At 74.1% G+C, this 26,502-nt stretch carries 19 protein-coding genes and 1 pseudogene; 7 read left to right on the top strand and 13 right to left on the bottom strand.

What is annotated here, in order from left to right:
* Positions 1 to 557: 557 nt before the first annotated feature.
* A complete protein-coding gene (locus tag HCN08_RS13155) occupies positions 558 to 3,389 on the top strand; it encodes a helix-turn-helix transcriptional regulator (protein ID WP_265738201.1) in 2,832 nt (943 codons plus the stop codon).
* Positions 3,390 to 3,736: 347 nt separating this feature from the next.
* Here the strand turns inward: HCN08_RS13155 and HCN08_RS36135 are convergent, their stop codons facing one another.
* From HCN08_RS36135 to HCN08_RS13130, 5 genes are all read right to left on the bottom strand, one after another.
* On the bottom strand, positions 3,737 to 5,296 hold the full coding sequence (locus HCN08_RS36135; RefSeq protein ID WP_167983204.1) for a glycoside hydrolase family 88 protein: 1,560 nt from the start codon (positions 5,294 to 5,296) through the stop codon (positions 3,737 to 3,739).
* A 127-nt stretch (positions 5,297 to 5,423) separates the two neighbouring features.
* Positions 5,424 to 6,218, bottom strand: a complete 795-nt coding sequence (locus HCN08_RS13145) for an SDR family NAD(P)-dependent oxidoreductase (RefSeq protein ID WP_167983203.1) — start codon at positions 6,216 to 6,218, stop codon at positions 5,424 to 5,426.
* Positions 6,219 to 6,327: 109 nt separating this feature from the next.
* Positions 6,328 to 6,558, bottom strand: coding sequence for a hypothetical protein (locus HCN08_RS13140; RefSeq protein ID WP_167983202.1), 231 nt, complete (start codon positions 6,556 to 6,558; stop codon positions 6,328 to 6,330).
* Between the two features lie 70 nt (positions 6,559 to 6,628).
* A complete protein-coding gene (locus HCN08_RS13135; RefSeq protein WP_167983201.1) occupies positions 6,629 to 7,777 on the bottom strand; it encodes an inorganic phosphate transporter in 1,149 nt (382 codons plus the stop codon).
* A 130-nt stretch (positions 7,778 to 7,907) separates the two neighbouring features.
* Complete coding sequence (locus HCN08_RS13130; protein WP_167983200.1) at positions 7,908 to 8,366, bottom strand: hypothetical protein; 459 nt, start codon at positions 8,364 to 8,366, stop codon at positions 7,908 to 7,910.
* A gap of 243 nt (positions 8,367 to 8,609) precedes the next feature.
* On the opposite strand from HCN08_RS13130, the gene HCN08_RS13125 reads away from it, so the two are divergent.
* Positions 8,610 to 11,057: an ATP-binding protein gene (locus tag HCN08_RS13125; protein ID WP_167983199.1), complete on the top strand. Its 2,448-nt coding sequence runs from the start codon at positions 8,610 to 8,612 to the stop codon at positions 11,055 to 11,057.
* Between the two features lie 284 nt (positions 11,058 to 11,341).
* Positions 11,342 to 12,124 (top strand): AraC family transcriptional regulator, encoded by a 783-nt coding sequence (locus HCN08_RS13120; protein WP_167983198.1) that lies wholly within the window; start codon positions 11,342 to 11,344, stop codon positions 12,122 to 12,124.
* Between the two features lie 9 nt (positions 12,125 to 12,133).
* On the opposite strand, the gene HCN08_RS13115 is transcribed toward HCN08_RS13120, so the two are convergent.
* A complete protein-coding gene (locus HCN08_RS13115; RefSeq protein WP_167983197.1) occupies positions 12,134 to 13,174 on the bottom strand; it encodes an ABC transporter substrate-binding protein in 1,041 nt (346 codons plus the stop codon).
* A 348-nt stretch (positions 13,175 to 13,522) separates the two neighbouring features.
* Positions 13,523 to 13,897, bottom strand: a complete 375-nt coding sequence (locus HCN08_RS13110; RefSeq protein WP_167983196.1) for a MerR family transcriptional regulator — start codon at positions 13,895 to 13,897, stop codon at positions 13,523 to 13,525.
* Positions 13,898 to 13,955: 58 nt separating this feature from the next.
* Between HCN08_RS13110 and HCN08_RS13105 the strand changes: the two genes are divergently transcribed.
* Positions 13,956 to 14,888 (top strand): NAD(P)-dependent oxidoreductase, encoded by a 933-nt coding sequence (locus HCN08_RS13105; protein ID WP_167983195.1) that lies wholly within the window; start codon positions 13,956 to 13,958, stop codon positions 14,886 to 14,888.
* On the opposite strand, the gene HCN08_RS13100 is transcribed toward HCN08_RS13105, so the two are convergent.
* Positions 14,875 to 15,252 (bottom strand): DUF2255 family protein, encoded by a 378-nt coding sequence (locus HCN08_RS13100; RefSeq protein ID WP_167983194.1) that lies wholly within the window; start codon positions 15,250 to 15,252, stop codon positions 14,875 to 14,877. The genes HCN08_RS13105 and HCN08_RS13100 overlap by 14 nt on opposite strands.
* Positions 15,253 to 15,419: 167 nt before the next feature.
* A pseudogene (locus HCN08_RS13095) lies at positions 15,420 to 15,872 on the bottom strand (Lrp/AsnC family transcriptional regulator); the annotation flags it as partial.
* Between the two features lie 92 nt (positions 15,873 to 15,964).
* Between HCN08_RS13095 and HCN08_RS13090 the strand changes: the two are divergent.
* A complete protein-coding gene (locus tag HCN08_RS13090) occupies positions 15,965 to 16,804 on the top strand; it encodes an LLM class flavin-dependent oxidoreductase (RefSeq protein ID WP_167983192.1) in 840 nt (279 codons plus the stop codon).
* The gene (locus HCN08_RS13085; protein ID WP_167983191.1) at positions 16,801 to 17,283 is read left to right on the top strand and encodes a nucleoside deaminase; all 483 of its coding nucleotides are present in this window, start codon (positions 16,801 to 16,803) and stop codon (positions 17,281 to 17,283) included. The genes HCN08_RS13090 and HCN08_RS13085 overlap by 4 nt, the downstream gene beginning before the upstream one ends.
* Positions 17,284 to 17,412: 129 nt before the next feature.
* On the opposite strand, the gene HCN08_RS13080 is transcribed toward HCN08_RS13085, so the two are convergent.
* From HCN08_RS13080 to HCN08_RS13065, 4 genes are all read right to left on the bottom strand, one after another.
* Positions 17,413 to 20,088, bottom strand: coding sequence for a glycoside hydrolase family 97 protein (locus HCN08_RS13080; RefSeq protein ID WP_167983190.1), 2,676 nt, complete (start codon positions 20,086 to 20,088; stop codon positions 17,413 to 17,415).
* Positions 20,089 to 20,171: 83 nt separating this feature from the next.
* Positions 20,172 to 21,293: an SGNH/GDSL hydrolase family protein gene (locus HCN08_RS13075; protein WP_167983189.1), complete on the bottom strand. Its 1,122-nt coding sequence runs from the start codon at positions 21,291 to 21,293 to the stop codon at positions 20,172 to 20,174.
* Positions 21,294 to 21,369: 76 nt separating this feature from the next.
* Positions 21,370 to 24,141: a ricin-type beta-trefoil lectin domain protein gene (locus tag HCN08_RS13070; RefSeq protein ID WP_322974419.1), complete on the bottom strand. Its 2,772-nt coding sequence runs from the start codon at positions 24,139 to 24,141 to the stop codon at positions 21,370 to 21,372.
* Positions 24,142 to 24,486: 345 nt separating this feature from the next.
* Complete coding sequence (locus HCN08_RS13065; protein ID WP_322974418.1) at positions 24,487 to 25,317, bottom strand: DUF1206 domain-containing protein; 831 nt, start codon at positions 25,315 to 25,317, stop codon at positions 24,487 to 24,489.
* 331 nt (positions 25,318 to 25,648) lie between these two features.
* Here HCN08_RS13065 and HCN08_RS13060 point away from each other — a divergent pair, with 331 nt between their 5' ends.
* The gene (locus tag HCN08_RS13060) at positions 25,649 to 26,425 is read left to right on the top strand and encodes an esterase/lipase family protein (protein ID WP_167983187.1); all 777 of its coding nucleotides are present in this window, start codon (positions 25,649 to 25,651) and stop codon (positions 26,423 to 26,425) included.
* Positions 26,426 to 26,502 lie beyond the last annotated feature (77 nt).

The following is a 26,502-nucleotide window of genomic DNA, read 5'->3' as shown; positions in this document are numbered from 1 at the left end:
AGCGCTCCCGCTTTTCGCGGTACGCGTTTTGGACCGTATCGATTTCAACGAGTCCCCCGGTGCCGACTTTCGGCCATGACGACACGGTGACAATTTCGTCACCTGGACGTCGCGGCAACTGTGCCCCGCTGACGACGAGGTGAATGGATCGCACACATAGCGTGCGCCCGGCGTCTTCAGTGCCGGCACCCCGGGTCGCACCGCGTAGCGTGCAGCGATCATGTGGTCACTTTGCGTGGCGAGCGCCGCCGCAGATCCTTTAGGAAGGCTTTACTGTGGGTGTTCGGCCCCCTCCGCCGACCAGCCCCTATGTGACAACATTGCTGATCGGGCACCTCGCCCGTCCCCCGAACCCCTACCCCTACCGGCGGTGAAAACCGACCGTCTACACGCAGTCGTCACTCAGAGTACGGGTGGAGATTCGCAGAGAGTGCTAGGTTTCAGGCCAACGATGAAGCGGTCACGAGGCAACCAGGCTTGGCGACTGGTAATTCATCCAAGCCGGTTCACAAACCGATTGACGCAGCTTGGATGCTTTCGCACGGGGGCGATAGTGTATGGCGTTTATCGAACGATGCTCCGAGATGAATCGGCTGAAAGACCTCTACAGCCGAAGCGTCGAGGGCAAGGCGCAGATCGTACTGGTCGACGGCGTCGTGGCGAGCGGCAAGACCGAGTTGCTGCACGTCTTCGGGGAGCAGGTCGACGAGTCGGGCGGGCTGATGCTGACCGCCGTCGGGTCGAGGGTGGAGCACACGGTCGCCTTCGACGTCCTCACCCAGCTGTTCCTCAACCTGGGACTGCCGGCTGAGACCCGGCAGACGGTGGCGGCGCTGCTGAGCGAGTGCGCGGTCACCGCGGGCGCGGTCGGCGCCGTGTGCAGGGAGACGATGCTGCGGCTGTCGCGCGGGCTGTGCGAGGTCCTGCTGGGCTTGTGCGGCCGGCAGCCCGTCGTCATCGGCGTGGATGACGTCCAGCACGTGGACGAGCCGTCGCTCGAAGTGCTGCTGTATCTCGTACGGCGGCTGCGGGCGGGGCGCCTGATGGTGATCCTCAACGAGTGGACCGGGCCGCGGCCGGCGCACCCCGCCTTCCGCGCGGAGCTGCTGCGGCAGCCCAACTGCCACCGGATCCAGCTGCAACTGCTGTCCACCGAGGGCGTTTTAGAGGCCCTCGCCGAACGGCTCGACACCGCCACGGCGGCGCGGCTGGCACCCGGTTACCACACGGTCAGCGGCGGCAACCCGCTGCTGCTGCAAGGGCTCATCGAGGACAGCGCGATCGGCCTGCCGGACGGGGTGTCCACCCTGTCCACCGAGCCGCTGCCCGACGAATCCTTCCGCCAGGCGGTGTTCGCGTGCCTGTACCGCTGGGACGACGCGACCATCGATGTGGCCCGCGGGCTCGCCGTGCTCGGCCACATCGCGACGCCGCCGCTCGTCGGCCGGCTGGTGGGGCTGGCGACCGAGCGGGTCCGGCAGAGCGTGGACACCCTCACCAAGTCCGGCCTGCTGGACGACGGGTGGTTCCGCCACCCCACCGTGCACTGCGTGGTGATGGACTCGCTCGGCATGGAGCACCGGGTACGGCTGCGGCTCGCGGCGGCCGGGCTGCTGCACGACAGCGGGCAGCCGGCCGCCGACGTCGCGCAGCACCTGCTCGCCGCCGGGCAGGTCGGCGAGAGCTGGGCCGTCACCGTGCTCCAGGAGGCCGCCGCGCACGGACTGGCCGAGGACCGGCTGGAGTTCGCGCAGGAGTGCCTGGAGCTGGCCCTGCGCGAGTGCGAGGACTCCGTGCAGCGCGCCGCCCTGACCATGACGCTGGCCCGGCTGAAGTGGCGCAACCAGCCGTCGGCGGCGGCCCGTTACTACACCCCGCTGCGGCACGCGCTGGTCGCCGGGCACCTGGACCAGAGCCACGGCCCGGTGCTCATCCGCAATCTGGTCTGGCACGGGCGTGACGCCGAGGCCAGCGAGGTCTACCGGTGGATGACGCGCCCCGGCGCGTCCCTGGACCCGACCGTCGCGGCGAACCTGGCGCTCATGCGGACCTGGCTGGAGCCGGGGCGGCCGTCGTCCGGGGTGCTCCCCTACCCGGCCCCCGGGCCGGAGGCGGAGATCAGCCGGCGGGTGCACGGCGGGGTCGTCATCTCGTCCGCCTTCGCCTCCGTGCAGGAGGGGATCTCCGGCGAGCGGCCCGTCGAGCAGGCCGAGCAGGTGCTCGCGAGCTCCACGCTCACCGACGACAGCCTCATGACGGTGTGCACGGCGCTGTACGCGCTGATCTTCGCCGAGCGGCCGGACAAGGCGAAGCCGTGGTGCCAGATCTTCCTGGGCCAGGCCAGGGCCCGGCGGGCCACCTCGTGGGAGGCGGTGCTCAGCGGGATCCGCGCGGAGGCCGCGCTCTACCAGGGGGACCTCACCGACGCGGAGGTCTGGTCGCGGCGGGCCCTGGAGCTGCTGCCCGCGCACAACTGGGGCATCTTCCTCGGGCTGCCGCTCGCGGTGCTGCTGCGCGCGCAGACCGGGCAGGGCCGCTTCGACGAGGCGGCCAGGACGCTGCGGCGGCGGGTGCCGGAGAGCATGTACCGCACGCGGGTGGGTGTGCTCTACCTCTACGCGCGGGGGCGGTACTTCCTGGCCACGAAGCGGTTGCAGGCGGCGCTCGCGGACTTTCGGACCTGCGGGGCGCTCATGGCCGACTGGCAGATGGACTCGCCCGTCCTCGCGCCCTGGCGCAGTGACAGCGCGTGGACGCAGGTGCAGCTCGGGGAGGTCGAGGAGGCGCGGGCGCTGGTGCAGGAGCAGCTGGAGCTGCCGGCCGCGGCGGGCCCGCGGGTGCGCGGGATGTCGCTGCGGGTGCTGGCGCAGACGCATGAGCCGCAGGAGCGGGTGCCGCTGCTGCGGGAGGCGGTGGAGCTGCTGCAGACCACCGGGGACGCGCTGGAGCTGCTGCTGGCGCTGGCCGATCTGAGTGCGGCGCATCGGGCTCTGGGGGATCAGAACATGAGCCGGATGCTGGAGGCGCGGGTTGTGCGGCTGGCGAAGGAGTGCGGGGCGGAGGAGGCGGGGCGGTGGTGGGCCGGGGGGCCGGACTCCGCCGAGGGGGAGGACGGCGAGGAGGAGCGGCCGACGGATGTGCTGGTGCTGCTCAGTGACGCGGAGCGGCGGGTGGCGGAGTTGGCTGCGCGCGGGCACACGAACCGGCAGATCAGCCGGCGGTTGTACATCACGGTGAGCACGGTGGAGCAGCACCTGACGCGGGTGTACCGGAAGTTGAATGTCACGCGGCGGGCGGATCTGCCGCTGTGGTTGAAGGAGGAGGACGAGTTGGAGGCGCCGCAGTTGGTGACGGCGGACGGGATGGCGCTGCCGCGGGCGGATTCGTAGGCGGGGCGTGCCTGCTGTTCGTGGCTGTTCGGTGCGGTGCGGTGCGCCTGCTGTTCGGTGGGGTGCCGGGCGGGGCCACTCCGGGGGTACCTCCTCGGACTGCGCACATCGACCTCGCAGCGGATCCGGTCCCGCCCTGTCGTGCGCAGTCCTGCGGGGGCACCCCCGGATCGTCCCCACCCTCCCGTCCGCCGGCGGCTTTCCGTACGTGGGAGCTGGATCGTTCCCGTGCGCTGGTGGCTTCCGTGGCTGTCGGTCCCGTCCTCCCGTGTGCCGGTGGCTTTCCGTGCGTGGGAGTGGGCTGTCGGCCTCGCCTGTACGCCGGTGGCTTCCGTGCGTGGGTCGTCCTAGAGCGGGATGAGGTCGAACTGCTCCCAGGTGCCGATTGTCGGGGCGGTGGCGATGAGGGGGGAGGCTCCGGCGTTGGCTGCTGTGACGTATTTGGCGTTGGCCTGGGCGCGGAGGCTTACTGAGCCGTTGGGGTTGGTGACGAGTTGGAAGGTCTCCCAGGCTTGGGCCGTCGTGCGGTTGGCGATCAAGGGGGAGGCGCCGGCGTTCTCGGCCGTGACGTAGAGGTTGTTGGCGTGGGCGCGGAGGGTGATGTTGGTGCTGGAGGTCACGGTGAGGGTGAAGGTTTCCCAGGCTTGGGCGGTGGGGCGGTTGGCGATGAGGGGGGAGGCGCCGGCGTTCTCGGCTGTCACGTAGCGGTTGTTGATGCGGGCGCGGAGGGCGTAGGTGCCGGGGGTGGGGCCGGGGGTGCCCGGGGTGGTGAGGGTGGCGGCTTCGGTGCCGGCGAGGAGGAAGCCGCCGACGGCGAAGTCGGCGGTGCTGTCGTACGTGACGGGCTGGCTGGAGTCGGGGCGGTCGCCGACCTTCTGGACGTAGCCGAGTACGCCGTCGGGGTGGACGGCAGTGGCGACCAGGCCGTTCCAGGCGCGGGCGGCGACCGGCAGGTAGGTCGCGGAGTCCACCAGGCCGGACACGACGGCGTAGGCGGTGCCGTAGAGGAAGAAGGCGGTGCCGCTGGTCTCGGGGCCGGGGAAGTGGTTCGGGTCGGCGAGGTTGACGTTCCAGAAGCCGTCCGTGCGCTGCACGGCGGCGACCGCGGTGACGAGCCGGCGCAGGGTGTCGCGGTATTCGGGGACGTCGGCCTGGCCGGCCGGCAGCGTCTTGAGGACCTTGGTGTGGGCGCCGGCGACCCAGCCGTTGCCGCGCGACCACACCACCGGGCGGCCCGAGGGCGAGACGATGCCGCCGGGCAGGAAGTTCTTGTCGCGGTACCACAGGCCGGTCGCCGGGTCGTAGAGGCCGGGGCCGCCCTCGGCGCTCTTGGTGTGGGTGTAGAGCCGGTGCAGCTTGCCGAAGTAGCCGCTGTCGCCGCGCAGGACGCCGAGCCGGGCGAACTGCGGCATCGCCATGTGCAGGGCGTCGTCCCACCACCAGTCGTCGTCCTTGTTCACCTGGTTGACGTAGGTCATCGTGTGCAGGCACGACTCGATCGCGGCGATCTTGCTGTCGGCGGGCGCGAGGTCGTAGAGGTCGAAGTAGGCCTGGCCCGCGCACTGGTTGTCGGCGTCGCGGGTGCCGGTGCCGCCGTTGAGGCCGTAGGAGTGGGCCTGGGCCCAGCCGGTCACGTAGTTCAGATATGTGACGTCGGAGGTCAGCCGGTAGAGGGCCATGAGGCCGCTCATCAGCGTGGCGTTGGCCCACAGGTTGTCACCGCCGCCCGGGTGCGCGCCGATCCACTGGTCGGCGACCCGGCGCAGTACGGCGACCATGTCCTCGCGCGGCGGCAGGGTCGGGGCGGGGGCTGCGGCGCTCGCCGCGTACGCGCCGGGTGCGGTGAGTGCGGGTATGCCGGCCGCGGTGAGCGCGAGCGTGCCGGTGAGGAAACTGCGTCGGTCCATGGCGATGCCTCTCACGAACGGTGAGTGGGGGGGACGAGCCGTCGTTCATCCTTGCGAACAGGGGACATCGATGTGACTCGCCCGTGACCATAGGACTGGACCAATCCCGGGGTCAATCCCCCGTGGCTCAGGGGAGGATCGCGTCGACGTAGCCGCCGTCCACCCGGACCGCCGCGCCGGTCGTCGCCGTGGCGAAGTCCGAGCCGAGGTAGACGGCCATATGGGCGATCTCCTCGGGCTCGATGAGCCGGCGCAGCAGCGACTGCGGGCGGTGCTCGGCCATGAAGACGCGCTGCGCCTCCTCCCACGGCAGGCCGGGGTCGACGAGCGAGTACACGAAGTCCTCGACGCCGCCGGTGTGGGTGGGCCCGGCGATCAGCGAGTTGACGGTCACCCCGGAGCCGGCCGCCTCCTTGGCGAAGCCGCGGGTGACGGCGAGCAGCGCGGTCTTCGTCATGCCGTAGTGGATCATCTCGGCGGGGATGACCACGGCGGAGTCGCTGGCGACGTTCATCACCCGCCCCCAGCCGCGCTCCTTCATGCCCGGCAGGTACGTACGGATCATCCGCACCGCCGCCAGCACGTTCACCTCGAAGTAGCGCCGCCACTCGTCGTCGGGGATCTCCAGCGCGGGGGCGGCGCCGAAGACGCCGAGGTTGTTGACCAGGATGTCGAGGTCCGGGAGCGCGCCGGTCAGCAGGGCCACGCCCTCGTCGGCGGCCAGGTCGCCCGGCGCGGCGAAGAAGCCGTCGCGCCCGGTCTCCTCGCGCAGCTCGGCGACGGCCCGCTCCACCGCCTCGGGCCTGCGGCCGTTGACCCCCACCCGGGCGCCGGAGCGCCCGAGGCCGGCCGCGATCGCCCGGCCGATGCCCTGCGTGGAGCCGGTGACCAGGGCGGTCCTGCCGGAAAGGTCGATGAGCATGGCGCTGCCTCCCGCCGTCCGCGGCGGCCTGCGTGCCGGGCCGCCACGGTTCTCCTTCCCGGCCGGCCCGCCGCCGCCCCTCGGCCACCCGGGCGATCCGCCCGGGCGGTCAGTGGAACTGCGGGATGATCAGGTACAGCCCGTAGAGGACGGCGCCCGCGCACACCGCGAAGCACGCCCCCGCGGCGGCGGTCAGCGCCGTGCCGTCCTGGCCCGCGGTACGGGCCGCGTCCCGGCCGGCCAGGGCGCGTACTCCCAGGGCGAAGAAGAGCACGACGCCCACGGTGGCGCCGAAGCTCACCACGGCGACCTCGCCCAGCGATCCCCACTTCACGTCCATACGCCGCTCCCGGTTCGTCGCGTGTCTGCTGCCTGCTGTGTGTGCGGGTGCCGCCGCGTGGGCATCCGGCTCACGCCCCGGCGTGGGCGGTCGCCGAGCGGCGTACGGAGGTGGTCGGCGCGCTGTTCACGTTGTCCGCGTGCACCGGGTTGCGGCGCGAGAGCAGGACGATGACGGCGGCGATGACGACGGCGGCCACCGCGATCAGGACCGTGCCGAGGGTGCCGCCGTGCACGACCGCGCCGGCGGCGACCGCGCCGACCGCGGCGGCGGCCGGCAGCGTCACCAGCCAGGCCAGCGCCATCCGGCCGGCGGTGCTCCACCGCACCTCGGCGAGCCGGCGGCCCACCCCGGCGCCCAGGATGCCGCCCGAGCAGACCTGGGTGGTGGACAGCGCGAAGCCGAGGTTGGCGGAGGTGAGGATGACCGCGGTCGCCGCCGACTCGGCCGCGAAGCCCTGCGGGGACTCGATGTCCACGATGCCCTTGCCCATGGTGCGGATGATGCGCCAGCCGCCCAGGTACGTGCCGGTCGCGATGGCCAGCCCCGAGGTGAGGACGACCCACACCGGCGGGCCCGCGTCGTGGCCCAGGGCGCCGCAGGAGATCAGCGCGAGGGTGATGACGCCCATGGTCTTCTGCGCGTCGTTGGTGCCGTGGGCGAGCGAGACCAGCGAGGCGGAGGCGACCTGGCCGGTCCTGAACCCCTTGGACACCCCGTCCTTGGGGGCGCGGGCGGTGATCCGGTAGGCCAGGTAGGTGGCGGCGAGCGCGGCCAGGCCCGCCACCACCGGGGAGGCGACGGCCGGGATGAGGATCTTCTCCACGACCTTGTCGAAGTGCACGCCGCCGCGGCCCGCGCCGACCCACACCGCGCCGATCAGGCCGCCGAACAGCGCGTGCGAGGAGCTGGAGGGCAGGCCGAGCAGCCAGGTCATCAGGTTCCATAGGATGGCGCCGACCAGCCCGGCGAAGATCATGCCGGGCGTGACCAGCGAGTCGTCGACGATCCCGCCGGAGATCGTCCTGGCCACCTCGGTGGACAGGAACGCGCCCGCCAGGTTCAGCACGCCGCTTATGCCGACGGCGACCTTGGGGCGCAGGGCGCCGGTCGCGATGGACGTGGCCATCGCGTTGGCGGTGTCATGGAAACCGTTCGTGAAATCGAAGGCCAGGGCCGTGACGATGACCATTGCCACAAGGAAGGTGATGTGGTCCATCACCCCAGGTAACCAGCGGCAGGCGTACAACCGGGGAAGGACACGTGAAGCCGGCGTACGCGCGGAAAGACGCCTGCGGGCGCCGCCGCCGGTGTGCCGTGCGGTGACGCCCGGTCGGCCGGGGGACGGGTCAGCTGTAGGTCAGGCCGCTGAGGGAGCAGTAGCGGACGAACGGCCCGGGGTAGACGTACTCGTCCAGGCAGTAGCCGGTCGCACTGATGGTCGAGGTGCCCGGGGTGATGCTGTAGCGGTAGCCCTCCCACATGGGCGTCTGCGGGTCGGTCTCGCAGAAGCCGGTGTTGATCGCGAGGGAGGTGGCGCTCGCCGGGATGGAGACGGTGAAGAACTTGACGCCGCCGGAGGCGTAGCTCGACCCGTCCGGGTAGTACCAGCCCGAGCCGTTGTCGACGCTCAGGCCGTACGGCAGGCCGTAGGAGCAGCTGAGGGCCACGTTGAACGTGCGCAGGGTGTCGGCCGACGCGGACTGCGGAGCGACCGCCGCGAGGAGCACGACGGCGGCGGTCGCCGACAACAGCGCGACCACCTTCCTGCGGAGGCTTCTTCCGGTCGTGCGGATACCGGAGCTCATGGGATACCACTGTCCTTTCCGACGTCATGGCGCCGCGGGCCGGGGGGACTGCGGCGCGGGAAAAGGGCGAGCCGCCCGGCCGGAAATGGTGACGGACGGACGCGGTGTCCGGCGGCCGTTCCGTACGCCGCCGGAATTCCCCGAAAACCGGCGTACGTCTCTCGGTGGCGCGGCGGCGGCTGTTAGGCTGCGGCCCGCGCCACCGGTGGTCGGGTTCGCAACTCAACGGGAAACGGTGCGACTGTGGGACCTGGTGCGAGGCGGCCCGCCCCGGAACCGCCCGACCCGCCGGCCCCCGCCGCGGCGGCGGTCGGGTCGGTGGAGGACCTGGCGCGGCTGCTGCGGGACCTGCGGCGCCGGCACGCCCGCGGCCGGCGCGACAGCACGCTGACGTACCGCGAGCTGGCCGCGCGGACCGGCTGGTCCCAGACGGCGATCGCCGAATACTTCACCGCCCGCACCCTGCCCCCGACCGACCGGCTGGACGCGCTGCTGGCGCTGCTGGGCGCGACGCCCGCCGAGCAGCGGGCGCTGGCGACCGCACGGGACCGGGTGGAGGAGGCCAACCGGCGGGCAAGGGGCGGGCGTTCAACTCCGCCCAAGGCCGGGGCCGGGCCGGTGCCGCACCAACTGCCCGCGCCGCCGGGGATGTTCACCGGCCGGGTGGCCGAACTGGCTTTGCTGGACGCCGCGCTGGACGGTGACGGGGACGAGGGCGGGCCGCGGCTGTGCGCGGTCGGCGGCATGGGCGGGGTCGGCAAGACGTGGCTGGCGCTGCACTGGGCGCACGCTCACCCCGAGCGCTTCCCGGACGGCGAGCTCTACGCCGACCTGCGCGGCTTCGACCCGGCCGGCCGCCCGGTGGACCCGGCGGTCGTGGTACGCGCGTTCCTGGAGGCGCTCGGTGTCTCCCCCGCCGCGATCCCCGCGGAGCAGGAGGCGCAAGGGGCGCTCTACCGCGGCCTGACCGCGGGCCGGCGGATGCTGCTGGTCCTGGACAACGCGCTCGACACCGCGCAGGTCGTACCGCTGCTGCCGGGCGGTACGTCCTGCGCGGTGCTCACCACCAGCCGCCGCCGGCTGACCGGGCTGGTCACCGCGCACGGGGCGCAGGCGGTGGCCCTCGACGTGCTGCCGCAGGACGAGGCGCGCGACCTGCTCGCGCACCACCTCGGCTGCGGGCGGCTGAGCCTGGAGCCGGAGGCGGCGGCCGTGCTGCTGGCGTGCTGCGCGGGGCTGCCGCTGGCGCTCGGCATCGTCGCCGCGTGCGCCGCCACCCACCCCGACCTGTCGCTGGCCGCGCTGGCCGCCGAACTGGCCGACCGGGCCCACCGGTTGGACGCGCTGGACGCCGGGGAGCCGCGGGCCGACCTGCGCGCGGTGCTGTCCTGGTCCACCCGGGCCCTCTCCCCCGACGCCGCCCGTGCGCTGGGCCTGCTCGGGATCGCGCCGGGACCCGATGTCGCCCCGCCCGCCGCCGCGCGCCTGCTCGGCCTGCCGCCGGCCAGGACCCGGGTGCTGCTGCGCGAGCTGGACCACGCGCATCTGGTGCACCGCCGCGGGCCCGAGCGCTACCGCATGCACGACCTGCTGCGGCTGCACGCGGCCGAGCACGCCCGCGCGCACACCACGGCTGCCGAACGCCGGGCGGCACTGCGCCGGGTGGTCGGCTTCTACACCGAAACGGCCTGCGCGGGCGCCCGGTTGCTGGCCCCGCACCGCGGCGCCCCGCCCCTGGCGCCGGCGGACGGCGAGGCGGCGACGGGGGCGGCGGCAGCGGCAGCGGCAGCGGCGGAAGTCCGGCTCCCGTTACCCGACGCCGCCGCGGCGGCCGGCTGGTTCGAGGCCGAGCACGCCGACCTGCTGGCCGCGCAGCAGGCCGCCCACGCGAACGGGTGGGCCGCGCAGGTGTGGCGGCTGGCGTGGGCACTGGACCCGTACCACCGCAGCCGGGGCCACCTGGAGGACCAGGTCGCGGTGTGGGAGCTCGCGGCAGCCGGCGCGGACGAGCTGCCCGAGCCGGCCGTACGGGCGCAGGCGCGGCAGCTGCTCGGGGACGCGTACGCGCAGCTCGGCAGGACCGGCGAGGCGCTGGAACACCTGGCCCTGGCGCTGGAGTCGGCCGAGCGCACCGGGGACGTCACCGCCAGGGGCGAGATCCACCACAGCCTCGGCGGGGCGTGGGAGCGGCACGGCGACGACCGGCGGGCGCTGGAGCACGCGCTGCGGGCGCTGGAGGTCTTCCGCACCCTCGACGACACCTACCGGCAGGCCCGCGCCCTCAACGGCGTCGGCTGGCTGCGCACCCGGCTCGGCCGGTACGCCGAGGCCTGCGCCGACTGCGAGGCCGCCCTCGCGCTGCTGCGCCGGCACCCCGCCGACCACCGCCGGCTCGGCGAGTCCAGCACCCTGGACAGCCTGGGCGTCATCGCCCACCGCCTCGGCGAACACGGCCGGGCGCTGGCCTACTTCGACCGGGCGCTGGCCATCTGCCGCGCGCAGGGCCACACCTACCTCGAAGCGGACGTCCTGGACCACATCGCCGAGGCCCGGCTCGCGCAAGGTGACGGCGCTCGGGCACGCGCCGCGTGGGAGCGGTCCCACGCCCTGCTCACCGCGCAGCACCGCCTCGCCGAGGCCGGCCGGGTCCGCAAGGAGCTGGACCGGCTCGCCCCGCCGCCGGGCGGATAGCGCCGCCCGACCGCAGGCCAGGCCCCCCGGCCGGCCTCCGGGCGAGCCACCACCGCGGGGCCGCGGGCCGGCCGGCACCGCCGCGCCGTGGCCGGGTGAACCGGGCGGTCGCCGGCCCGCTGGTGCGGTCGGGCCGCGTATCGGCCGGCGCGGCGCCGCATCGCGGCCGGCTGAGCCGCATGGCAGCCGGCCGGCCGGCACCGCCGGGCCGCGGTCGGTGAACCGGCAGGCCGGTGCGGGCGGGCCACCGGCCGCGTGACCGGGGTGCGCTATCGTCCAGGACCATGTCGCCGAACAGCCAGCCCGCCGCGGCCCCTCCGCCGCCCGCCGAGGCGCTGCGGGTGCTCAGCTTCGACATGGCCCGCGGCGAGCGCTTCGGCGAGCACGAGCACGACGTCCACCAGCTGGTGTGGACGCCGGCCGGCGTGCTGACCGTGGACGTCGGGGACCACTCGTGGGTGCTGCCGCCCTCGCTCGCCCTGTGGATCCCGGCCGGCGTCCCGCACGCGACCGGGGCGACCCGGCCCTCGCAGATGCGCAGCGTGTACGTGGCGCCCGACCGCTGCCCGGTGCGGTGGGCGCAGCCGACCGTCGTCGCGGTCGGGCCGCTGCTGCGCGAGCTGGTGATCCACCTGGCCGACCCCGACCTCGCGCCGGATCCCAAGTCCCGTGCCGAGGCCGTGCTGTTCGACCTGCTGCGGCCGGTCGGCGTGATGACGATCGAGCTGCCGATGCCGGCGGACGTCCGGGCCCTGCGGGTGGCGCAGGCGCTGCTGGCGCGGCCGGCCGACCCGCGCCCGCTGGAGGCGTGGGGGCGCGAGGTGGGGGCCAGCGCCCGGACGCTGGCCCGGCTGTTCGCCGCGGAGACGGGCATGTCGTTCGGCCGCTGGCGCACCCGGGCCCGGCTGCGGGCGGGCCTGGAACACATGGCGGCCAACCGGCCGCTCGCGGCGGTGGCGCACCACGTCGGGTACACCACCCCCAGCTCGTTCATCGCCGCCTTCCGGCAGGAGACCGGCCGCACCCCGGGCGCGTATTTCGCGGTGCCGCAGCAGCGCCGCCCGTAGCGCCCGGCCTCACAGCGCGGTGAGCGCCTTCTCGAAGTCGTCCAGCACGGACAGCGCGTCCTCGTAGCCGCCGGGCAGGAAGTAGATGCTGCCGAAGGTGTGCTTGGCCTTGACCGCCGCGAGCTGCTGGAAGGACGGCTGCGCGAAGAGCTTGGGGCCGAGGTTGGCGGGCTTGCCGTCGTTGGTGACGTAGTAGAAGATCGCGTCCGCGTCGGCGAGCTTGGTCGTGATCAGCTCGTAGGAGACCGACTGCTGCACGGCCAGCCGCTGGCTGGCGGTGGCGAAGACGGCACCGGCGTCGCCGAGGATGCCGCCGATCGGCGAACCGTGGCCGTACAGCCACCAGTTGCCCTCGTCGAAGCCGCCCTGGAGGAGGTCCCAGCGGGTGCGGGCGAGGACGGCGGCGTGGGCCTGCTTGATCGCGGCGGTGCGCTCGGTGTAGCGCTGCTTGAGCTTGTCGAGCGCGGCCGGCACGCCGAGTACGGCCGCGGTCTGGTCGGCCATGTCCCGCCAGGGCGCGGCGGACTTGGTGAAGGGCAGCAGGACGGTCGGCGCGAGCGCGCTGAGCTGGCTGTAGGGCAGGTTGGCCTGCGCGTCGATGCCGATGATGAGGTCGGGCCGCAGCGTCGCGACCTTCTCGACCTGGATGGCGCCGCCGACGCCGTCGGAGACCTTGGGGATGGCCCGCCACTTGGCGAGGTCGCGCTGCGGCACGTACTCCTCGCCGGCGTCGAAGACGCCCGCCGGGGTGAGGCCGAGGTCGAACATCGCGGCCATGGGGAAGTCGTTGATGGCCACGACCCGCTTCGGGGCGGCCGGTATCGTGATCGGGCCCTTGGCGCTGTCGACCGTACGGGTCCCCTGGGCGGCGCTCTTGGCGGTGCTCTTGCCGCCGGCGCCCTTGTCCTTGCCGCCGGCGGAGTCGGAGCCGGAGGAGGAGCCGCAGGCGGCCAGGCCCCACAGGGCGGCGCCGGCGGCGCCCGCGCCGAGCAGGCCGCGGCGGGTCGGACCCGCGGCGCGGGACGGGGCGGGGAGCGGGGACAGGGGCATCGGGTCCTCCGGTGTGCGGGGGGCGGTACGGGCGGGGAGCGGCACTCCGAGCCGTGGGAGACACCCCCGGCGGCCGAACTTAGGCTCACCTAACTTCGGCCACCCTAAGTTGCCCGCGGGCCCCCGGCGCTCCACCCGGACAGCCGATAGCGCCGGTGCGCCACACCTTCCGCGCCCGGGCCCGGGCGGACCGGTCCCGGGCGGCGGCCGAAGTCCCGCTTCCCCTCGCGGACTTCGGGCTCCGGCGCCCGCCGCGCGTCCCGTCCCCGCGGCCACCCGGAGGCGCCGAGGAATGTCCGTCCGGCGACATGACTTGTCCGCTCAGGGCGCTCAGGGCGCTCGGGCCGCTCAGGCCGCCGGCGCCGCCGGGCCGTACAGCGGGCGCCCGACGAGCGAGTCGAGGATGTCGCGGGCGGCGGTGAGGTCCCCGATGGCCGCGTCGATACGGCGCCGCTCCGCGGCCAGGCCCTCGCGCAGCTCCGGGCAGGTGCCCGCCAGCACCACGGTGTCGTCGGCGACGCAGGGCAGGATCTCCGCGACCGCCGCCGTGCCGAGCCCCGCGGACAGCAGGATCCGGATCCGCCGGACGGTCACGGCGCAGCGCTCGTCGTAGTCGCGGTAGCCGTTGGGCAGCCGCGCCGGGGACAGCAGCCCCTGCTCCTCGTAGTAGCGCAGGGCCCGCTCGCTCGCGCCGGTACGGCGGGCCAGTTCACCGATCCTCATGGCGGCAGTCCAGCAGCGACTTGACCTTCACGTCAACGTCAGGGTTTAGCGTCGCCGCATGACCACCACTTCCGAGCACCCCGACCCGCGCGTCCCCGTCGCCCTGCTGGGCCTCGGCCCGATGGGCCACGCCCTGTCCGCCGCCTTCCTCGCCGCCGGCCACCCGGTGACGGTGTGGAACCGCACGCCCGGGAAGGCCGCCGGCCTCGTGGCGCGCGGCGCGACCGCGGCCGGCTCGGTAGCGCAGGCGGTACGGGCCGGGCGCGTCGTCGTCGTGTGCCTGCGGGACGACAAGGCCGTACGGGCCGCCGTCGTCCCGGCGGACGCGGACTGGACGGGCCGCGTCCTGGTCAACCTCACCAGCGGCGAGCCCGCGCAGGCCCGGGAGATGGCGCGCTGGGCCGCCGGGCGGGGCGCCGGCTACCTGGACGGCGCCGTCCTCACCCCCACCCCGACGATCGGCACCCCGGCCGCCGCGGTCCTCTACAGCGGCTCCGGCGAGGTCTTCGCGGCCGTCCGGGAGACCATGGCGGCACTCGGCGGCACCGCCGCCTACGTCGGGGACGACCCCGGCACCGCGGCCGGCTACGAGGTGGCGCTGCTGGACGTCTTCGCCACCGCGGTGAACGGCGTCGTGCACGCCTTCGCCCTGGCGTCGGCCGAGGGCATCGCGCCGCAGCGGTTCGCGGCGTTCGCGACCGGCATCGGCGGGCTGCTGCCGGAGATGATCACCCGGTTCGGCGAGCAGCTCGCGGCCGGCCGCTTTCCCGGCGACCGGTCCACGATCGCCTCGGCGGCGGCCGGGATCGGCCATGTCGTCAACGCCGCCGCCGGCCACGGCATCGACACCGGGATGCTCACCGCGGCGCGGCGGACCGTCGACCGGGCCGTCGCGCAGGGCCACGGGGCGGACGGGCTGGCGCGGCTGGCCGAGGTGCTGCGGCGCGGCGGGCCGTCCGTACCGGAGCGGCCGGCGGTCAGTTCGGGGTGACCCTGAGGGTCGTGGCCTGGGCCTGGGGGGCGACCATCGGGTCGAGGTAGGTAGGCCCGTAGTGGCCGTACTTGGCGCGGTAGGCGTCGTCCACCCGGGCGTTGGTCGCCGGGTCGGTCTCGGCGGTGAAGCGCACGTCGCGGTCGATGCCGTCGGCGGTGATGTGCCCGTGGTGGGTGGCGCTGGCGGCGCGGAACCAGCGGCCCTGGCCGCCGCGGTAGGAGCGCACGAACAGCGCGTCGCCGTCGCGGACCACCCAGATGGGCGTCGGCGGACGCAGCGTGCCGTCCGGGCGGGCGGGCGCGACCCGCAGCTCGTCGGAGTCGGCGATACGGGTCAGGTCGTCGGCGGTCCAGCTGGTCATCGTGCGGTCTCCCTCGCGGCGGCGGAACGGTCGGGGGTTTCCTGCCCGGTCCGCCCCGCCACCCCTCCTCAGCGGGGGCCGATCGGGTGGTGCAGGCCCGGAGCTTGGCCCGGGGCCTGGCCCGGGGCCTGCGGCGGACCCGGCCGGGCGGCCGGCACGGGGGCGGCGGGGCGGTCCGGGCCGCGGAAGGGGAGGGTCTGGCGGTAGACGACGCTGGTGGAGGTCGAGCCGAGCGCGGCCAGCTCGTCGATCAGGGTCTCCAGGTGGGCCATGGAGGTCGCGGCGACCTTGAGGGTGTAGCAGTCGTCGCCGGTGGTGCGCAGGCACTCCAGGATCTCCCGGCGGTCGGCGAGCAGCCGGTGCAGCGGCTGGTGGCGGTTGCCGGGGTATTTGAGCCGGACGACGGCGAGCACGGGATAGCCGACCCGGGTCAGGTCGACGACCGCGTGGTAGCCGGTGATGACGCCGCTCGCCTCCAGCTGCCGCACCCGCTCGGTGGTGGCCGAGGCGCTCAGGCCCACCCGGCGGCCCAGCTCGCTGAGCGAGACCCGGGCCTCCTGCTGCAACTGGCGGACGATCGCCCAGTCGACGTCGTCGAGTTCCCCCGCATTCCCGGCCATCCCTCGATACTACCGGCAGATCCCCGGCGATCGGCCGCTGTGGCGGTGAGATTGCCTTCGGGATCGCGGGGCCGCCGGGATAGCCTGCGGACATGCGACTAGGCGTCAACGTCCCGAACTTCGGGCCGGGAACCGACCCGGGGGTGCTGCGCGAGTGGGCCGGGACCGTGGAGGGGCTGGGCTTCGACATCCTCATGATGTCCGACCATGTGACGGTCACCCCGGATGTGGCGGAGCGGTATCCGGAGCCCTTCTACGAGCCCTTCACCACCCTGGCGTGGCTGGCCGGCATCACCTCGGCCGTCCGGCTCGGCACGACCGTGGCCGTGCTGCCCTACCGCCATCCGCTGCTGGTGGCGCGGATGGCCGAGGGCCTGAACCGGCTCAGCGGCGGGCGGTTCGTGCTCGGCGTCGGGGCGGGCTGGGCGCGCGAGGAGTTCGCCGCGCTCGGGGTGCCGTACGCCGAGCGCGGCCGGCTCACCGAGGAGCACCTGGCCGCGCTGCACGCCGCCCGGCCGGCGGGCGGCGGGCCCGACGGCAGCGCGCCGGTGCCGCTGTGGGTGGGCGGCGGCAGCCGGGCCGCGATCCGCCGGGCGGTGCGGTACGGCGACGCGTGGCATCCGCTGCGGATGACGCTGCCCTGGCTGCGCTCGGTGCTCGCCGAGCACGCCGCCGGCCACGGCGGGGCGCTGCCGGCGCTCGCGCCCCGGATCGCCCTGGACCTCACCGAGGCGCCGGACCCGGACCCGGACCGGCTCGCCGGCGTCGGCAGCCTGGAGCAGGTGCTCGGCGACCTCGACGCGCTCGCACGCCTGGGCGCCGACACCGTCGTCCTCGACCCGTACCACGGGGACCCGGAGCTGACCCGTACACCGCAGACGGCCTGGCGGGCGCTCGCCGCCGTCGCCGCACACCGGAGGACCGCGCCATGACCGACCCCGGCACCGACCCGTCCCTCTCCCCCGACTCCTCTGCCCTCCTTGCCCCCGCCGACGAGGACCTGCTGCGCCGCGCCATCGCGCTGGCCGCGCGCGCCGTCGAGCTGGGCGACGCGCCCTACGGCTCGCTGCTGGCCGGCCCGGACGGCACGGTCCTGGCCGAGGCGCACAACACCGTACGGCGGGACGACGACATCACCGCCCACCCGGAGCTGAAGCTCGCCCGCTGGGCGGCCCGCGAGCTCGACGCGCCGACCGCCGCGCGGACCACGATGTACACCAGCTGCGAGCCGTGCGGCATGTGCGGCGGCGGCATCGTGCGGTCCGGGCTCGGGCGCGTGGTCTACGCGCTGTCCACCGGCCAGCTCGTGGCGCTCCACCCGGCGTCGGGGGCGTGGCCGGTCGTCCCGCGGGTGGGTCCCGCGCTCCTCGGCGAGGCCCGCGCCCCCGTCGAGGCGTACTACCGCCGCTGAACGCGCGCCGGGCGGGTGGGGGCCCGGCGCGCGGGGGTAGGAGAGTGATCCGGTGCGGCGCCCCGACACGGGGCGGGGCGCCGCACCGGCCACCGCGCGGGCGGTGGGGGACGCGCGGGACGGGCCGCGTCAGGCGGGCTGCCAGCGCTGGTTGGCCTGGCCGCTGCACGTCCACAGCTCCAGCGGCGTGCCGTTGGCGGTGCCGTTGTCGTACGCGTCCAGGCACTTGCCGGAGGCCGGGTTGACGATCGTGCCGTCGGAGCGGACCCGCCACTGCTGGCCGGGGCCGCCGTCGCAGTCCCGGATCTGCACCGCCGTCCCGTCGGCGGTCGCGCCGCCCGCCGCCTCCAGGCAGCGGTTGGCGAAGACGGTCAGCTCGCCGGTCACCGTGGACGTCCAGCGCTGGTTGGCGCCGCCGTTGCAGTCCCACAGGGCCGGCCGGGTGCCGTTGGCCTGGTTGCCGCCGGGCAGGTCGAGGCAGCGGCCGGACTGCGCGCCGGTGTAGGCGGCGGTGGTGCCGGCGCGGGCCCAGTTCTGGTTGGCGCCGCCGTTGCAGGTCCAGATCTCCAGCAGAGTGCCGGGCGCGGTGCCGTTGTCGTACGCGTCGAGGCACTTGCCGGACGCGGGGTTGACGACGGTGCCGCCGGCGCCCACCGTCCACTGCTGGGCGGCGGTGTTGTTGCAGTCCCAGATCTGCACCGGCGTCCCGTCGGCGGTGCCGCTGCCGGAGACGTCCAGGCACTTCGCGCCGCCGTAGACGGTCAGCCGGCCGGTCGGCGAGGCCGTCCAGTTCTGGTTGGCCTGGCCGTTGCAGTCCCACAGCGCGACCCGGGTGCCGTCGGCCTGCGCGGCGCCCGGCACGTCCACGCACAGGCCGGACTGCGCGCCCTTGAGCACGCCGGACTGGCCGTGCGGCGCGCAGGTCGCCAGGCCCGCGGTGTACGGGCACAGCGCGGTCACGAAGCCGCCGTTCGCGGCCTCGGGCACCGAGAGGGTGTCGGCGGCGGTCACGACGCGGGTGTCGTGGGTGAGCGCGCCGGAGCCGTCGCGGACGGTCTCGGCGAGCCACTGGCCCGAGCCGAGGAAGGACAGCGCGGTCGTGTACGTCGTCGCGGCCTGCGCGGAGATGCCGCCGACGAACCACCGGCCGCCCGCGCGCCGGGCGACGTAGGCCGCCTTGCCGGGGCTGCTGCCGCCGAGCAGCCGCGTCTGGTCCCAGGCGGTGGGCAGTTGGTCGAGGATGCGCAGCGCCTCGGGGTGGGCCTCGTAGCTCTCCGGGCTGTCGGCGAAGTGCTGCCAGCCGGACTCGAAGACGACGGAGGTGGCCAGTTCGTGGGCGTCCGTGGTGTCGCGCCCGGTCATGCTGAGGACGACCGGGGTGAAGTCCATGCTGGAGACCGCGTTGCGGGTGAAGGGCAGGATCGTGTCGAAGGCGGCGCGGTCGTGGAACTGCTCGGCGCCGTAGACGGCTTCGGCCGTGACCACCTGCGGCCAGGTGCGCTGCATGCCGCGCGGCATGGCGGTGCCGTGGAAGTTGACCATGAGCTTCAGGTCGGCGGTCTGCGCGAGGACGGCGTCGTACCACTGGAGGGTCGGCTGGGTGTACTCGTCGATGAAGTCGATCTTGACGCCGGCCACGCCCCAGCTCTTGACCTGCGGCAGCCGCTGGTCGCGCTGCTGCGCGGTGTGCAGGTCGGCGGAGTTGAACCACAGGATGACCCGGACGCCGCGGGCCGCGGCGTACGTGACGAGGTCCGGCACCCAGGAGGACGACCAGCCCTCGTCGACCAGGACGTAGCCCCAGCCGTGGCGCTGGGCGAAGTCGACATATTGCTTCTGCCGGGCCTCGCTGGACGGGCTGCCGTGCTCGGTCAGCCACGACCAGGCGACGGTGCCGGGCGCGATCCAGGAGGTGTCGGAGACCTTGGAGGGCGCGGCGAGGTCGTCGACGATCGTGGACTGCGTCACGTCGGCGAGGCTGCCGAGGGCGGCGGTGCGCCACGGCGTGGACAGCGGCAGCGTGCCGGTGACGGCGCTCGCGAGCTGGGTGGTGTAGGTGCCGGAGCCGGCGGTGTGCGCCAGGTAGGAGGCGGCGTAGCGGCCGTCGAGGCCGGTCTCGGCGAGCAGCGCGTACGCGCTCCCGACCTGGAAGAGCGCGGGCTGGTGGTAGGTGTCGGACGGCGCGCCGCCCGCGGTGGTGCCGAACCACTGGCCCTGGTCCTCGCGGTCCGGCGGCACGAGCCACGCGGGCGAGGCGGCGGGGAGCGTCCACGAGGACGCCTCGCCGGTGACCGTGACCTGGCCGCTGCCGGGCAGGACGTAGCGGTAGGCGGCGCCGGTGTCCGAGACGCGCACGACGACGTCGAGCCGGGCGCCGCCGCTGCCGGCGAAGGACAGCGTGGACTCGGTGTAGGCGGTGGAGCGGCTGCGCTGCTTGCCGGTGGTCATCGCGTACGACTCGGTGACGGTGCGGTCGGTGCGCCCGAGGAAGGTCAGGTTGCGGGTCAGGTCGGCGGCGGAGGTGCGGATGCCGATCGGGCTCGGGGACAGCACGCCCTGGCCGTGGCTGGTGGCCGCGAAGGTGAGGGTGCCGCCGTCGAGGGTGAGCTGCGCGGCGGTCGGGGAGCCGGCGGAGGGGCCGGCGACGGTCCAGCCGGTGGCCGCGGCGGCGGCATCGGCGGCGGCATCAGCGGCGGTCGCGGTGTGCGGGGGGACGAGCAGGACGCCGAGCAGGAGCAGCAGCGCCGGGAGGAGGCGGCGCGGGAGGTGTCTCGGGCGCAGGGGGGTCAGCGGGGTGCGGGGCATGGGGGCCTCGGTTCTCTCGGGTCTCTCGGTCTCTCGGTCTCTCGGTCTCTCAGTTCTCTCGGGTCTCTTGGGGGCCGGCCGGGTCAGCCGAGGGACCACTGCTGGTTGGCGCCGCCGTTGCAGTCCCACAGCTCCAGGTCGGTGCCGTCGGTCTGCGACAGGTTCGGGTCGTCCAGGCAGCGGCCGGAGACAGGGTTGCGGTAGCCGCCGTCGTACGGCTGCCACTGCTGGTTGGCGCCGCCGTTGCAGGACCAGATCTCCACCGGTGTGCCGTTGGCGGTGCCGAGCGCGGTCGCGTCCAGGCACTTGCCGACCGCGCGCAGGGTGCCGTCCGAGCCGGCCGTCCAGCTCTGCGCGGCGGTGGAGTTGCAGCCCCAGATCTGCACGTCGGTGCCGTCGGCGGACGAACCGCCGTCCACGTCCAGGCACTTGCCGGCGATGCCGGAGCGGACGGGGCCGGTCACGGGGGCGGGCTGCTGGAGCCAGCCGGCGGCGTCGGCGGCCTGGACGCCGGTGTTCCAGGCGGCGGCCATCTTCCGGTAGCCGGTGTCGTCCGGGTGCAGCGAGTCGGCGAGGTCGGCTGCGGTCAGGGTGCCCATGTCGACGAAGGCGACATGCCGGCCGGCGGCCTGCTCGCTCTGCGCGAGCTGCCGTACGGCCGTGTTGTAGGCGGGCTCGGCCTGCACGACCTGGGGCGAGGTGGAGACGATGAGGTCGGCGAGCAGCACGGTCGCGCCGGGGTCGTCGGCGGTGATCCGGTCGACCAGCGCGTGCAGCCGGTCGGGGGCGGTGGGGACCTGGTAGTCCTGGTTGAGGTCGTTGGTGCCGATCAACAGCGTGACGACGTTCGGCTTGTACGTCGCGAGCACCGCGTCGGTGATGCCGTCGATCTGGTCGATGCGCCAGCCGGAGTGGCCTTCGTTGTCGGGGTCGGTCATGGGGCCGCCGCGCCCGGAGCCGACGAAGTCCGGCACGTACCCCTCGGAGCCGAGGGTGTCGAACAGCGGGCCGCGGTAGCCGTTCCCGGTGCTGCTGCCGACGCCCCAGGTGATGGAGTCGCCGAGCGGCATGAGCCGCAGGGCCGGCTGCCGTACGGCGGCGGGGGCGGCTGCGTGGGCGTGGGCCGGGACCGCGAGGGCGGTGGCCGCGGCGGCGCACAGCGCGGTGAGCGCGGGCAGGACGGTGCGACGGGCGTTGATGGTCATGGGGTTGCTCCTGGTGGGGGGAGAGCCCGCCGGGCCCCCGCGAGGGGGACGGGGACCCGGCGGGGGTGGGAGGGTGCTAGGAGCGGCGCCAGATCTGGTTGGCCTGGCCGTTGCAGGGCCAGATGTCCAGGGCGGTGTTGTTCGCGGTGCCGTGGCCGGCCACGTCGAGGCAGCTGCCGGAGCCGACGTTGACGACGCTGCCGTCCGCGCGCACCCGCCACTGCTGGGCGGGCGTGTTGTCGCAGCTCTCGATCGCGACCGGGCTGCCGTCGGCGGTGGCGCCGCCGACCACGTCCAGGCACTTGCTGTCGTAGACGGTCAGCTGGTTCGTGGGCGTGGAGGTCCAGGTCTGGTTGGCGCCGCCGTTGCAGTCCCACAGCGTCGGGCGGGTGCCGTCGGCCTGGCTGAGGGCGGGGACGTCGACGCAGCGGCCGGACTCCTGGCCGCGCAGCAGCGAGGTGGAACTGCCGCGGTCCCACTGCTGGTTGGCGCCGCCGTTGCAGGACCAGACCTCCAGCAGGGTGCCGGGGGCGGTGCCGGCCTTGGTGGCGTCCAGGCACTTGCCGGAGTGCGGGTTGACGACGCTGCCGTCGGCGCCCACCGTCCACTGCTGGGCGGCGGTGTTGTTGCAGGTCCAGATCTGCACCTTGGTGCCGTCGGCCGTGCCGCTGCCGTCGACGTCAAGGCACTTGGCGCCGCCGTAGACGGTCAACTGGCCGGCCGGGGTGGCGGTGAAGGACTGGTTGGCGCCGCCGTTGCAGTCCCACAGCGCCAGTTGGGTGCCGTCGGTCTGGCTGGAGGCGGGCACGTCCGCGCACAGACCCGAGTTGCGGTCCTTGAGGATGCCGCCGTGGTTGCCGGGCGGGTTGGCGGTGACGGAGAGGTTGTCGAAGAGGTCGGTCTGGTAGCCCACCACGCCGAGGCCGATCTGGCCCGCGGCGTAGGTGCTGTCGGTGGCGGCGCCGAGGGCGGTGCCGTCGAGGGTCGCGGTGATGCGGTCGCCGGAGAAGCCGAGGGCGAGGGTGTGCCAGGTGCGGGTGCCGAGCGCGGTGTGCGTGCCGGAGGCGAGGGTGCTGAGGGCGCCGCCGGCGGAGCTGCGCACGAGCGACCAGGCTCCGGTGTCGGCGACGCGCAGCTCGTAGCCGGCCTGGTGGCTCTGCGGGCGGTTCTGCGTGCCCGCGCGGCCGAACAGCTCGACCATGCCGGCTTGTTGGAGGTCGACGTCGGCGGTGACGGTGTAGTCGCTCCAGGTGGTGTCGCCGGCCAGGGTGAAGGCGTCGGAGTCGTCCTGCCACTCGATGGGCTTGACCGGCGCGACCTGCTGGACGCACTGGCCGGAGCGGCCGTCGGCGCACGGGCGCGCCTCGAACGAGCCCTGCATGTCGGACAGGTAGCGGGCCTGCGTACCGGTGGCATCGTTGTCAAAGCCGTCGGAGTAAGGCAGTGCGAGCGCGTGCGAAGCGGGACCGGTCGCCGTGCCCTTGCCCTGACCGGTGGTCGTGGTGACCGAGTAGATCCAACCGGGCTGCAGCGTCAGGGAGTACGAGCCGCCCTGCGGGGTGACGTCCTGCGTGTGCACGAAGTCGGTCGCGGCGCTGGGGCTGTTGACCCGGGTCGCCCAGACGTGCACCGGACCGGTGGACAGCCCGCCCTGGACGTGGACGTTCACGGTCTGCGCCGCGCCGGCCGTCGTGGTCTCCAGGATCGTCGAGTAGTCCGTGCGGTTCGGGGACGTGAGGGTGACGTAGCTGCCGTTGGACTCGGCGCCGCCGAGGTAGCCCGACGCGGAGTCCACGAACGTCCAGCCGGGCTGGGCGAATTGGGTGACCTGGGCGGTCGCCCAGGTGTTCTCGCCGATCGTGTAGCTGCCGGACCACGGCGAGGGCGCGGTGGCCAGGCCCACCGTCGCGTACGGCAGGTTGGGGTAGAGGGCCGCGACCAAGGGCCAGTTCAGATACGCGGTCATGCGCGCGTCGACGTATCCGCGCACGATGGAGCGGATGAGCGCGGGGGCGCCGCCGTTCATGTCGAGCGAGCCGTTCTCCGAGGCCCACAGCGGCTTGCCGTTGTTCTTGGCGGTGCTGGTCGACGAGCAGGTGTCGGCGCTGCCGCCGTCGCCGCCGGCGCACGGGTAGTGGGCGCCGATGACCGACACGGCGTTGTTGAAGGCGGAGTTGGCGGCCATGTCGTCGGCCACGCCCCAGCCGGAGTCGTCGCCGACGATCTGCACGCTGCCGTAGCCGGCGGCGTTCAGGGCGGAGCGCAGCTGGATGTACCAGTCGACGTCGTGGCCGCGTTCGTTCCAGCCGCCGAGGTAGCTGATGGGCAGGCCGTGCTGCTTGGCGCAACCGAGCCAGGAGATCAGGTAGTTGATGGTGTCGGTGGACCAGAAGCCGCCGTTGATCCAGCCGGGCGCGGCCCAGGCCAGGCCGTAGAGCTTGATGTCGGGGTTGCGGGCCTTGGCCTGCTCGCCGAGCCAGAACTCGTAGCCGGCGTTGCAGTTGATCTGCCCGCGGGCGTGCTCGATGGAGGGCTCGGAGCCGTCGGTGGAGTTGGCGTCGCCGCCGATCTCCAGTTTCAGCAGTTGCAGGTTGGCGCCGTATCCGGGCTTGAAGAGGTAGTCCAGGATCTGTGACTGCTGGGCGGCGGGATAGTCGGTCAGCAGGCGGGAGTTGCCCCCGCCGCCGCTGATCGCGCCGATCCCGTCGAACACCCGCCCGGCCTGGCCGCCGTCGACGGTCACGGTCGTGGTGGTGGCCGCGTCAGCGGGGCCCGCGCCGACCGTCAGGGCGGTGGTCAGCAGGGCGAGCAGCCATAAAGGGAGCAGGAATCTCAGATGTCGTTGCACAGCGTCGTCCTTCGCCGGTGGGGGGCGGGACAGGGTCAGGCGGTGCTTTCCGAGCCAGGGAAGGCGGCCGTGCTGTCCCGGGGAGACTGCGCGACAGTGTGGAGTCCTGTTCGATTGAACGTCAAGCGCCGTTTCAAAAACACACGTTCGCACGCGCAAGACGGCGCAAACGCGCCGCCTTCCGGGGACCGGGCCCGCGCGCCCGGGCAGTTCACGACTAAACGACCCGGCGGTGGACCGATCGGCGCACGGAGTCGCACATGAATGGTGTTTGCTTACGTGTCATCGTGCAGGATTCCTGATCATCGGCGAACACGACGCAACGCCGGGCGCCGCGTTCCCCCCTCACAGCCGGCGCCAGCGCGCCGAGGCGAAGGAGAACAGGCCGAAGAGGATGAGCCCCACGGCGACCGCGACCAGCAGCCACGGCCCGGCCGGGGTGTGGGCGAAGGACCGCAGGGTGTCGTCCATGCCCTTGGCCTGGTGCGGGTCAAAGCGGATCGCCGCGACGACGGCGAAGGCGCCGGCCCCGGCGTAGACGCCGCCGCGGGCGGTGCCGCCCGCGACGCCCGAGGCCGTCACCGCGGTACGGGTCCTGCGGCCCATCCGGCCGGTCTCCAGCTTCTTCAGGAACGCGCGCCGCAGTGCCCGTACCGCGATCACCGCGCCCGCCACGCACAGCGCGGCGCCTGCGGCGGCGACCAGCCAGCGGCCTGCGGGCAGCTTGAGGAGGGTGGCCGTCATGTCCTTCGACGTCTCGTCGCTGCTGCCGCCGGAACCGCCCGCGGCGCCGGAGCCGCCGGAGCCGCCGGAACTTCCCGCGCCGGCCGCGTAGGTGGCGGTGCCCCAGCACACCACCGCGTAGAACACCGCCCGGGCGCCCGCCGCCAGCCGCTTGCCTGCGCCTTCCTGCCCGTCCTGGCTGCCCTGGCCGCCGTGCCCGCTCCCGGTCCGGCCGCCGAGGACGGCCTGCGCGCCGCGCCACAGCGCCATGCCGGCCAGTCCCGCGGTCAGCAGCCACAGCAGCGCGGTGCCCAGCGGCTGCCGGCCGATCTGGTGCAGGGCGCCCTGCCGGTCGGCCTCGTTCCCGCCGTCGCCGAAGGCGATGCGCAGCGCGAGGTAGCCGACGAGGAAGTAGAGCACCCCGCGCGCGGTGAAGCCGGTCCGGCCGGCCACCCTGAGCGTGTCCCGGACCCGCGGGCCGGCCGGCGGGGCCGGGGAACGCCGTCCAAACGTGTGTGCTGACATCCCGCCTCATTGGGTTGGCCGAACAGGGGCTGTGCGGCGACCTGGCCTTCTGCGCTTCCGCGTACCCGCCCCGCCGGCTTTCACCGCACGACCTGCGCGGGGCCTGCCTGGGGCCTGCGCGGGGCCTGCCCGGGGCCGGCGCGCGGCCGTCCGCAGGCCGTCGCCCGCCCCCGGCTGCCGCGAACGGCCCCGGCCCGGCGGGACATCGGCGGTAGGGTGGCTGCCGCGGCACGGGGACGACCGGGGGGACGGGCTCAGGATGGTGACGGCGGGCGGGCGCCTCGGGGCGGTGTTCGTGCACGGGTTCCTGTCCGGCCCCGGCACCTGGGACCCGTTCCTGCGCCTGCTCGCCGACGACCAGGACCTCGCCTTCGCGCACCCGCTGGCCTTCGGGTACGCCTCGCCGGCGCTGCCCCGCGTGGCGTGGCGGCGGGTGCCGGAGATCGACGACATCGCCGACAGCCTCAAGGTCTACCTGGAGACCGAGGCGGCCGGCTTCGACGACCTGGTCCTGGTCGCGCACAGCCAGGGCGGCCTGGTCGTCCAGCGCCACCTGGCGCGCATGCTGGCCGCCGGGCGCGGTGCGGACCTGGCCCGTATCCGGCGGATCGTGCTGTTCGCGTGCCCCAACAACGGCTCGCAGTTCGCGCTGTCGCTGCGCCGCCGCTGGCCGTGGAAGAACCCGCAGGAGCGCCAACTCCGGCCGCTGGACGCGGTGGTGACCGACACGCAGCGCATCGTGCTCAACCAGGTGGTGCACGCGCGGGAGATCGGCGGCTCGACCTGCCCGATCCCGGTCACCGCGCTCGCCGGGGAGAGCGACGCCGTCGTGACGCCGGCCTCGGCGCGTTCGGTCTTCCCGGACATCGGGGTGCTGCCCGGCGACCACTTCGCGATCATCAAGCCGGACGGCGTCACCCACCGCTCGTACACCACGCTCAAACGGCTGCTGCTGGCGGCGCGGCCGGAACCGGAGGGCATCCCGGAGCCGGAGGGCCTGCCGGACCCTCGCCCGCCGGGACCGTCACAGGGCTGAACGGCACCCCGGCGCCCTCCCCCGGCCCGCCGCACGCCGCCGTACACCCGCGCCTCCCGCGGCACCTCTACCTGGAG

Origin of the sequence: Actinacidiphila epipremni (assembly GCF_012034175.1) — a bacterium.
In the GTDB taxonomy this organism is placed as follows: domain Bacteria; phylum Actinomycetota; class Actinomycetes; order Streptomycetales; family Streptomycetaceae; genus Actinacidiphila; species Actinacidiphila epipremni.
This window is presented reverse-complemented; position numbering and strand designations above follow the sequence as displayed.

Bases quoted from the DNA above. Each gene is read 5' to 3' on its own strand.
- HCN08_RS13155 (WP_265738201.1), top strand. From the start codon at position 558: ATGGCGTTTATCGAACGATGCTCCGAGATGAATCGGCTGAAAGACCTC.
- HCN08_RS36135 (WP_167983204.1), bottom strand. From the start codon at position 5,296: ATGGACCGACGCAGTTTCCTCACCGGCACGCTCGCGCTCACCGCGGCC.
- HCN08_RS13145 (WP_167983203.1), bottom strand. From the start codon at position 6,218: ATGCTCATCGACCTTTCCGGCAGGACCGCCCTGGTCACCGGCTCCACG.
- HCN08_RS13140 (WP_167983202.1), bottom strand. From the start codon at position 6,558: ATGGACGTGAAGTGGGGATCGCTGGGCGAGGTCGCCGTGGTGAGCTTC.
- HCN08_RS13135 (WP_167983201.1), bottom strand. From the start codon at position 7,777: ATGGACCACATCACCTTCCTTGTGGCAATGGTCATCGTCACGGCCCTG.
- HCN08_RS13130 (WP_167983200.1), bottom strand. From the start codon at position 8,366: ATGAGCTCCGGTATCCGCACGACCGGAAGAAGCCTCCGCAGGAAGGTG.
- HCN08_RS13120 (WP_167983198.1), top strand. From the start codon at position 11,342: ATGTCGCCGAACAGCCAGCCCGCCGCGGCCCCTCCGCCGCCCGCCGAG.
- HCN08_RS13115 (WP_167983197.1), bottom strand. From the start codon at position 13,174: ATGCCCCTGTCCCCGCTCCCCGCCCCGTCCCGCGCCGCGGGTCCGACC.
- HCN08_RS13110 (WP_167983196.1), bottom strand. From the start codon at position 13,897: ATGAGGATCGGTGAACTGGCCCGCCGTACCGGCGCGAGCGAGCGGGCC.
- HCN08_RS13105 (WP_167983195.1), top strand. From the start codon at position 13,956: ATGACCACCACTTCCGAGCACCCCGACCCGCGCGTCCCCGTCGCCCTG.
- HCN08_RS13100 (WP_167983194.1), bottom strand. From the start codon at position 15,252: ATGACCAGCTGGACCGCCGACGACCTGACCCGTATCGCCGACTCCGAC.
- HCN08_RS13090 (WP_167983192.1), top strand. From the start codon at position 15,965: ATGCGACTAGGCGTCAACGTCCCGAACTTCGGGCCGGGAACCGACCCG.
- HCN08_RS13085 (WP_167983191.1), top strand. From the start codon at position 16,801: ATGACCGACCCCGGCACCGACCCGTCCCTCTCCCCCGACTCCTCTGCC.
- HCN08_RS13080 (WP_167983190.1), bottom strand. From the start codon at position 20,088: ATGCCCCGCACCCCGCTGACCCCCCTGCGCCCGAGACACCTCCCGCGC.
- HCN08_RS13075 (WP_167983189.1), bottom strand. From the start codon at position 21,293: ATGACCATCAACGCCCGTCGCACCGTCCTGCCCGCGCTCACCGCGCTG.
- HCN08_RS13060 (WP_167983187.1), top strand. From the start codon at position 25,649: ATGGTGACGGCGGGCGGGCGCCTCGGGGCGGTGTTCGTGCACGGGTTC.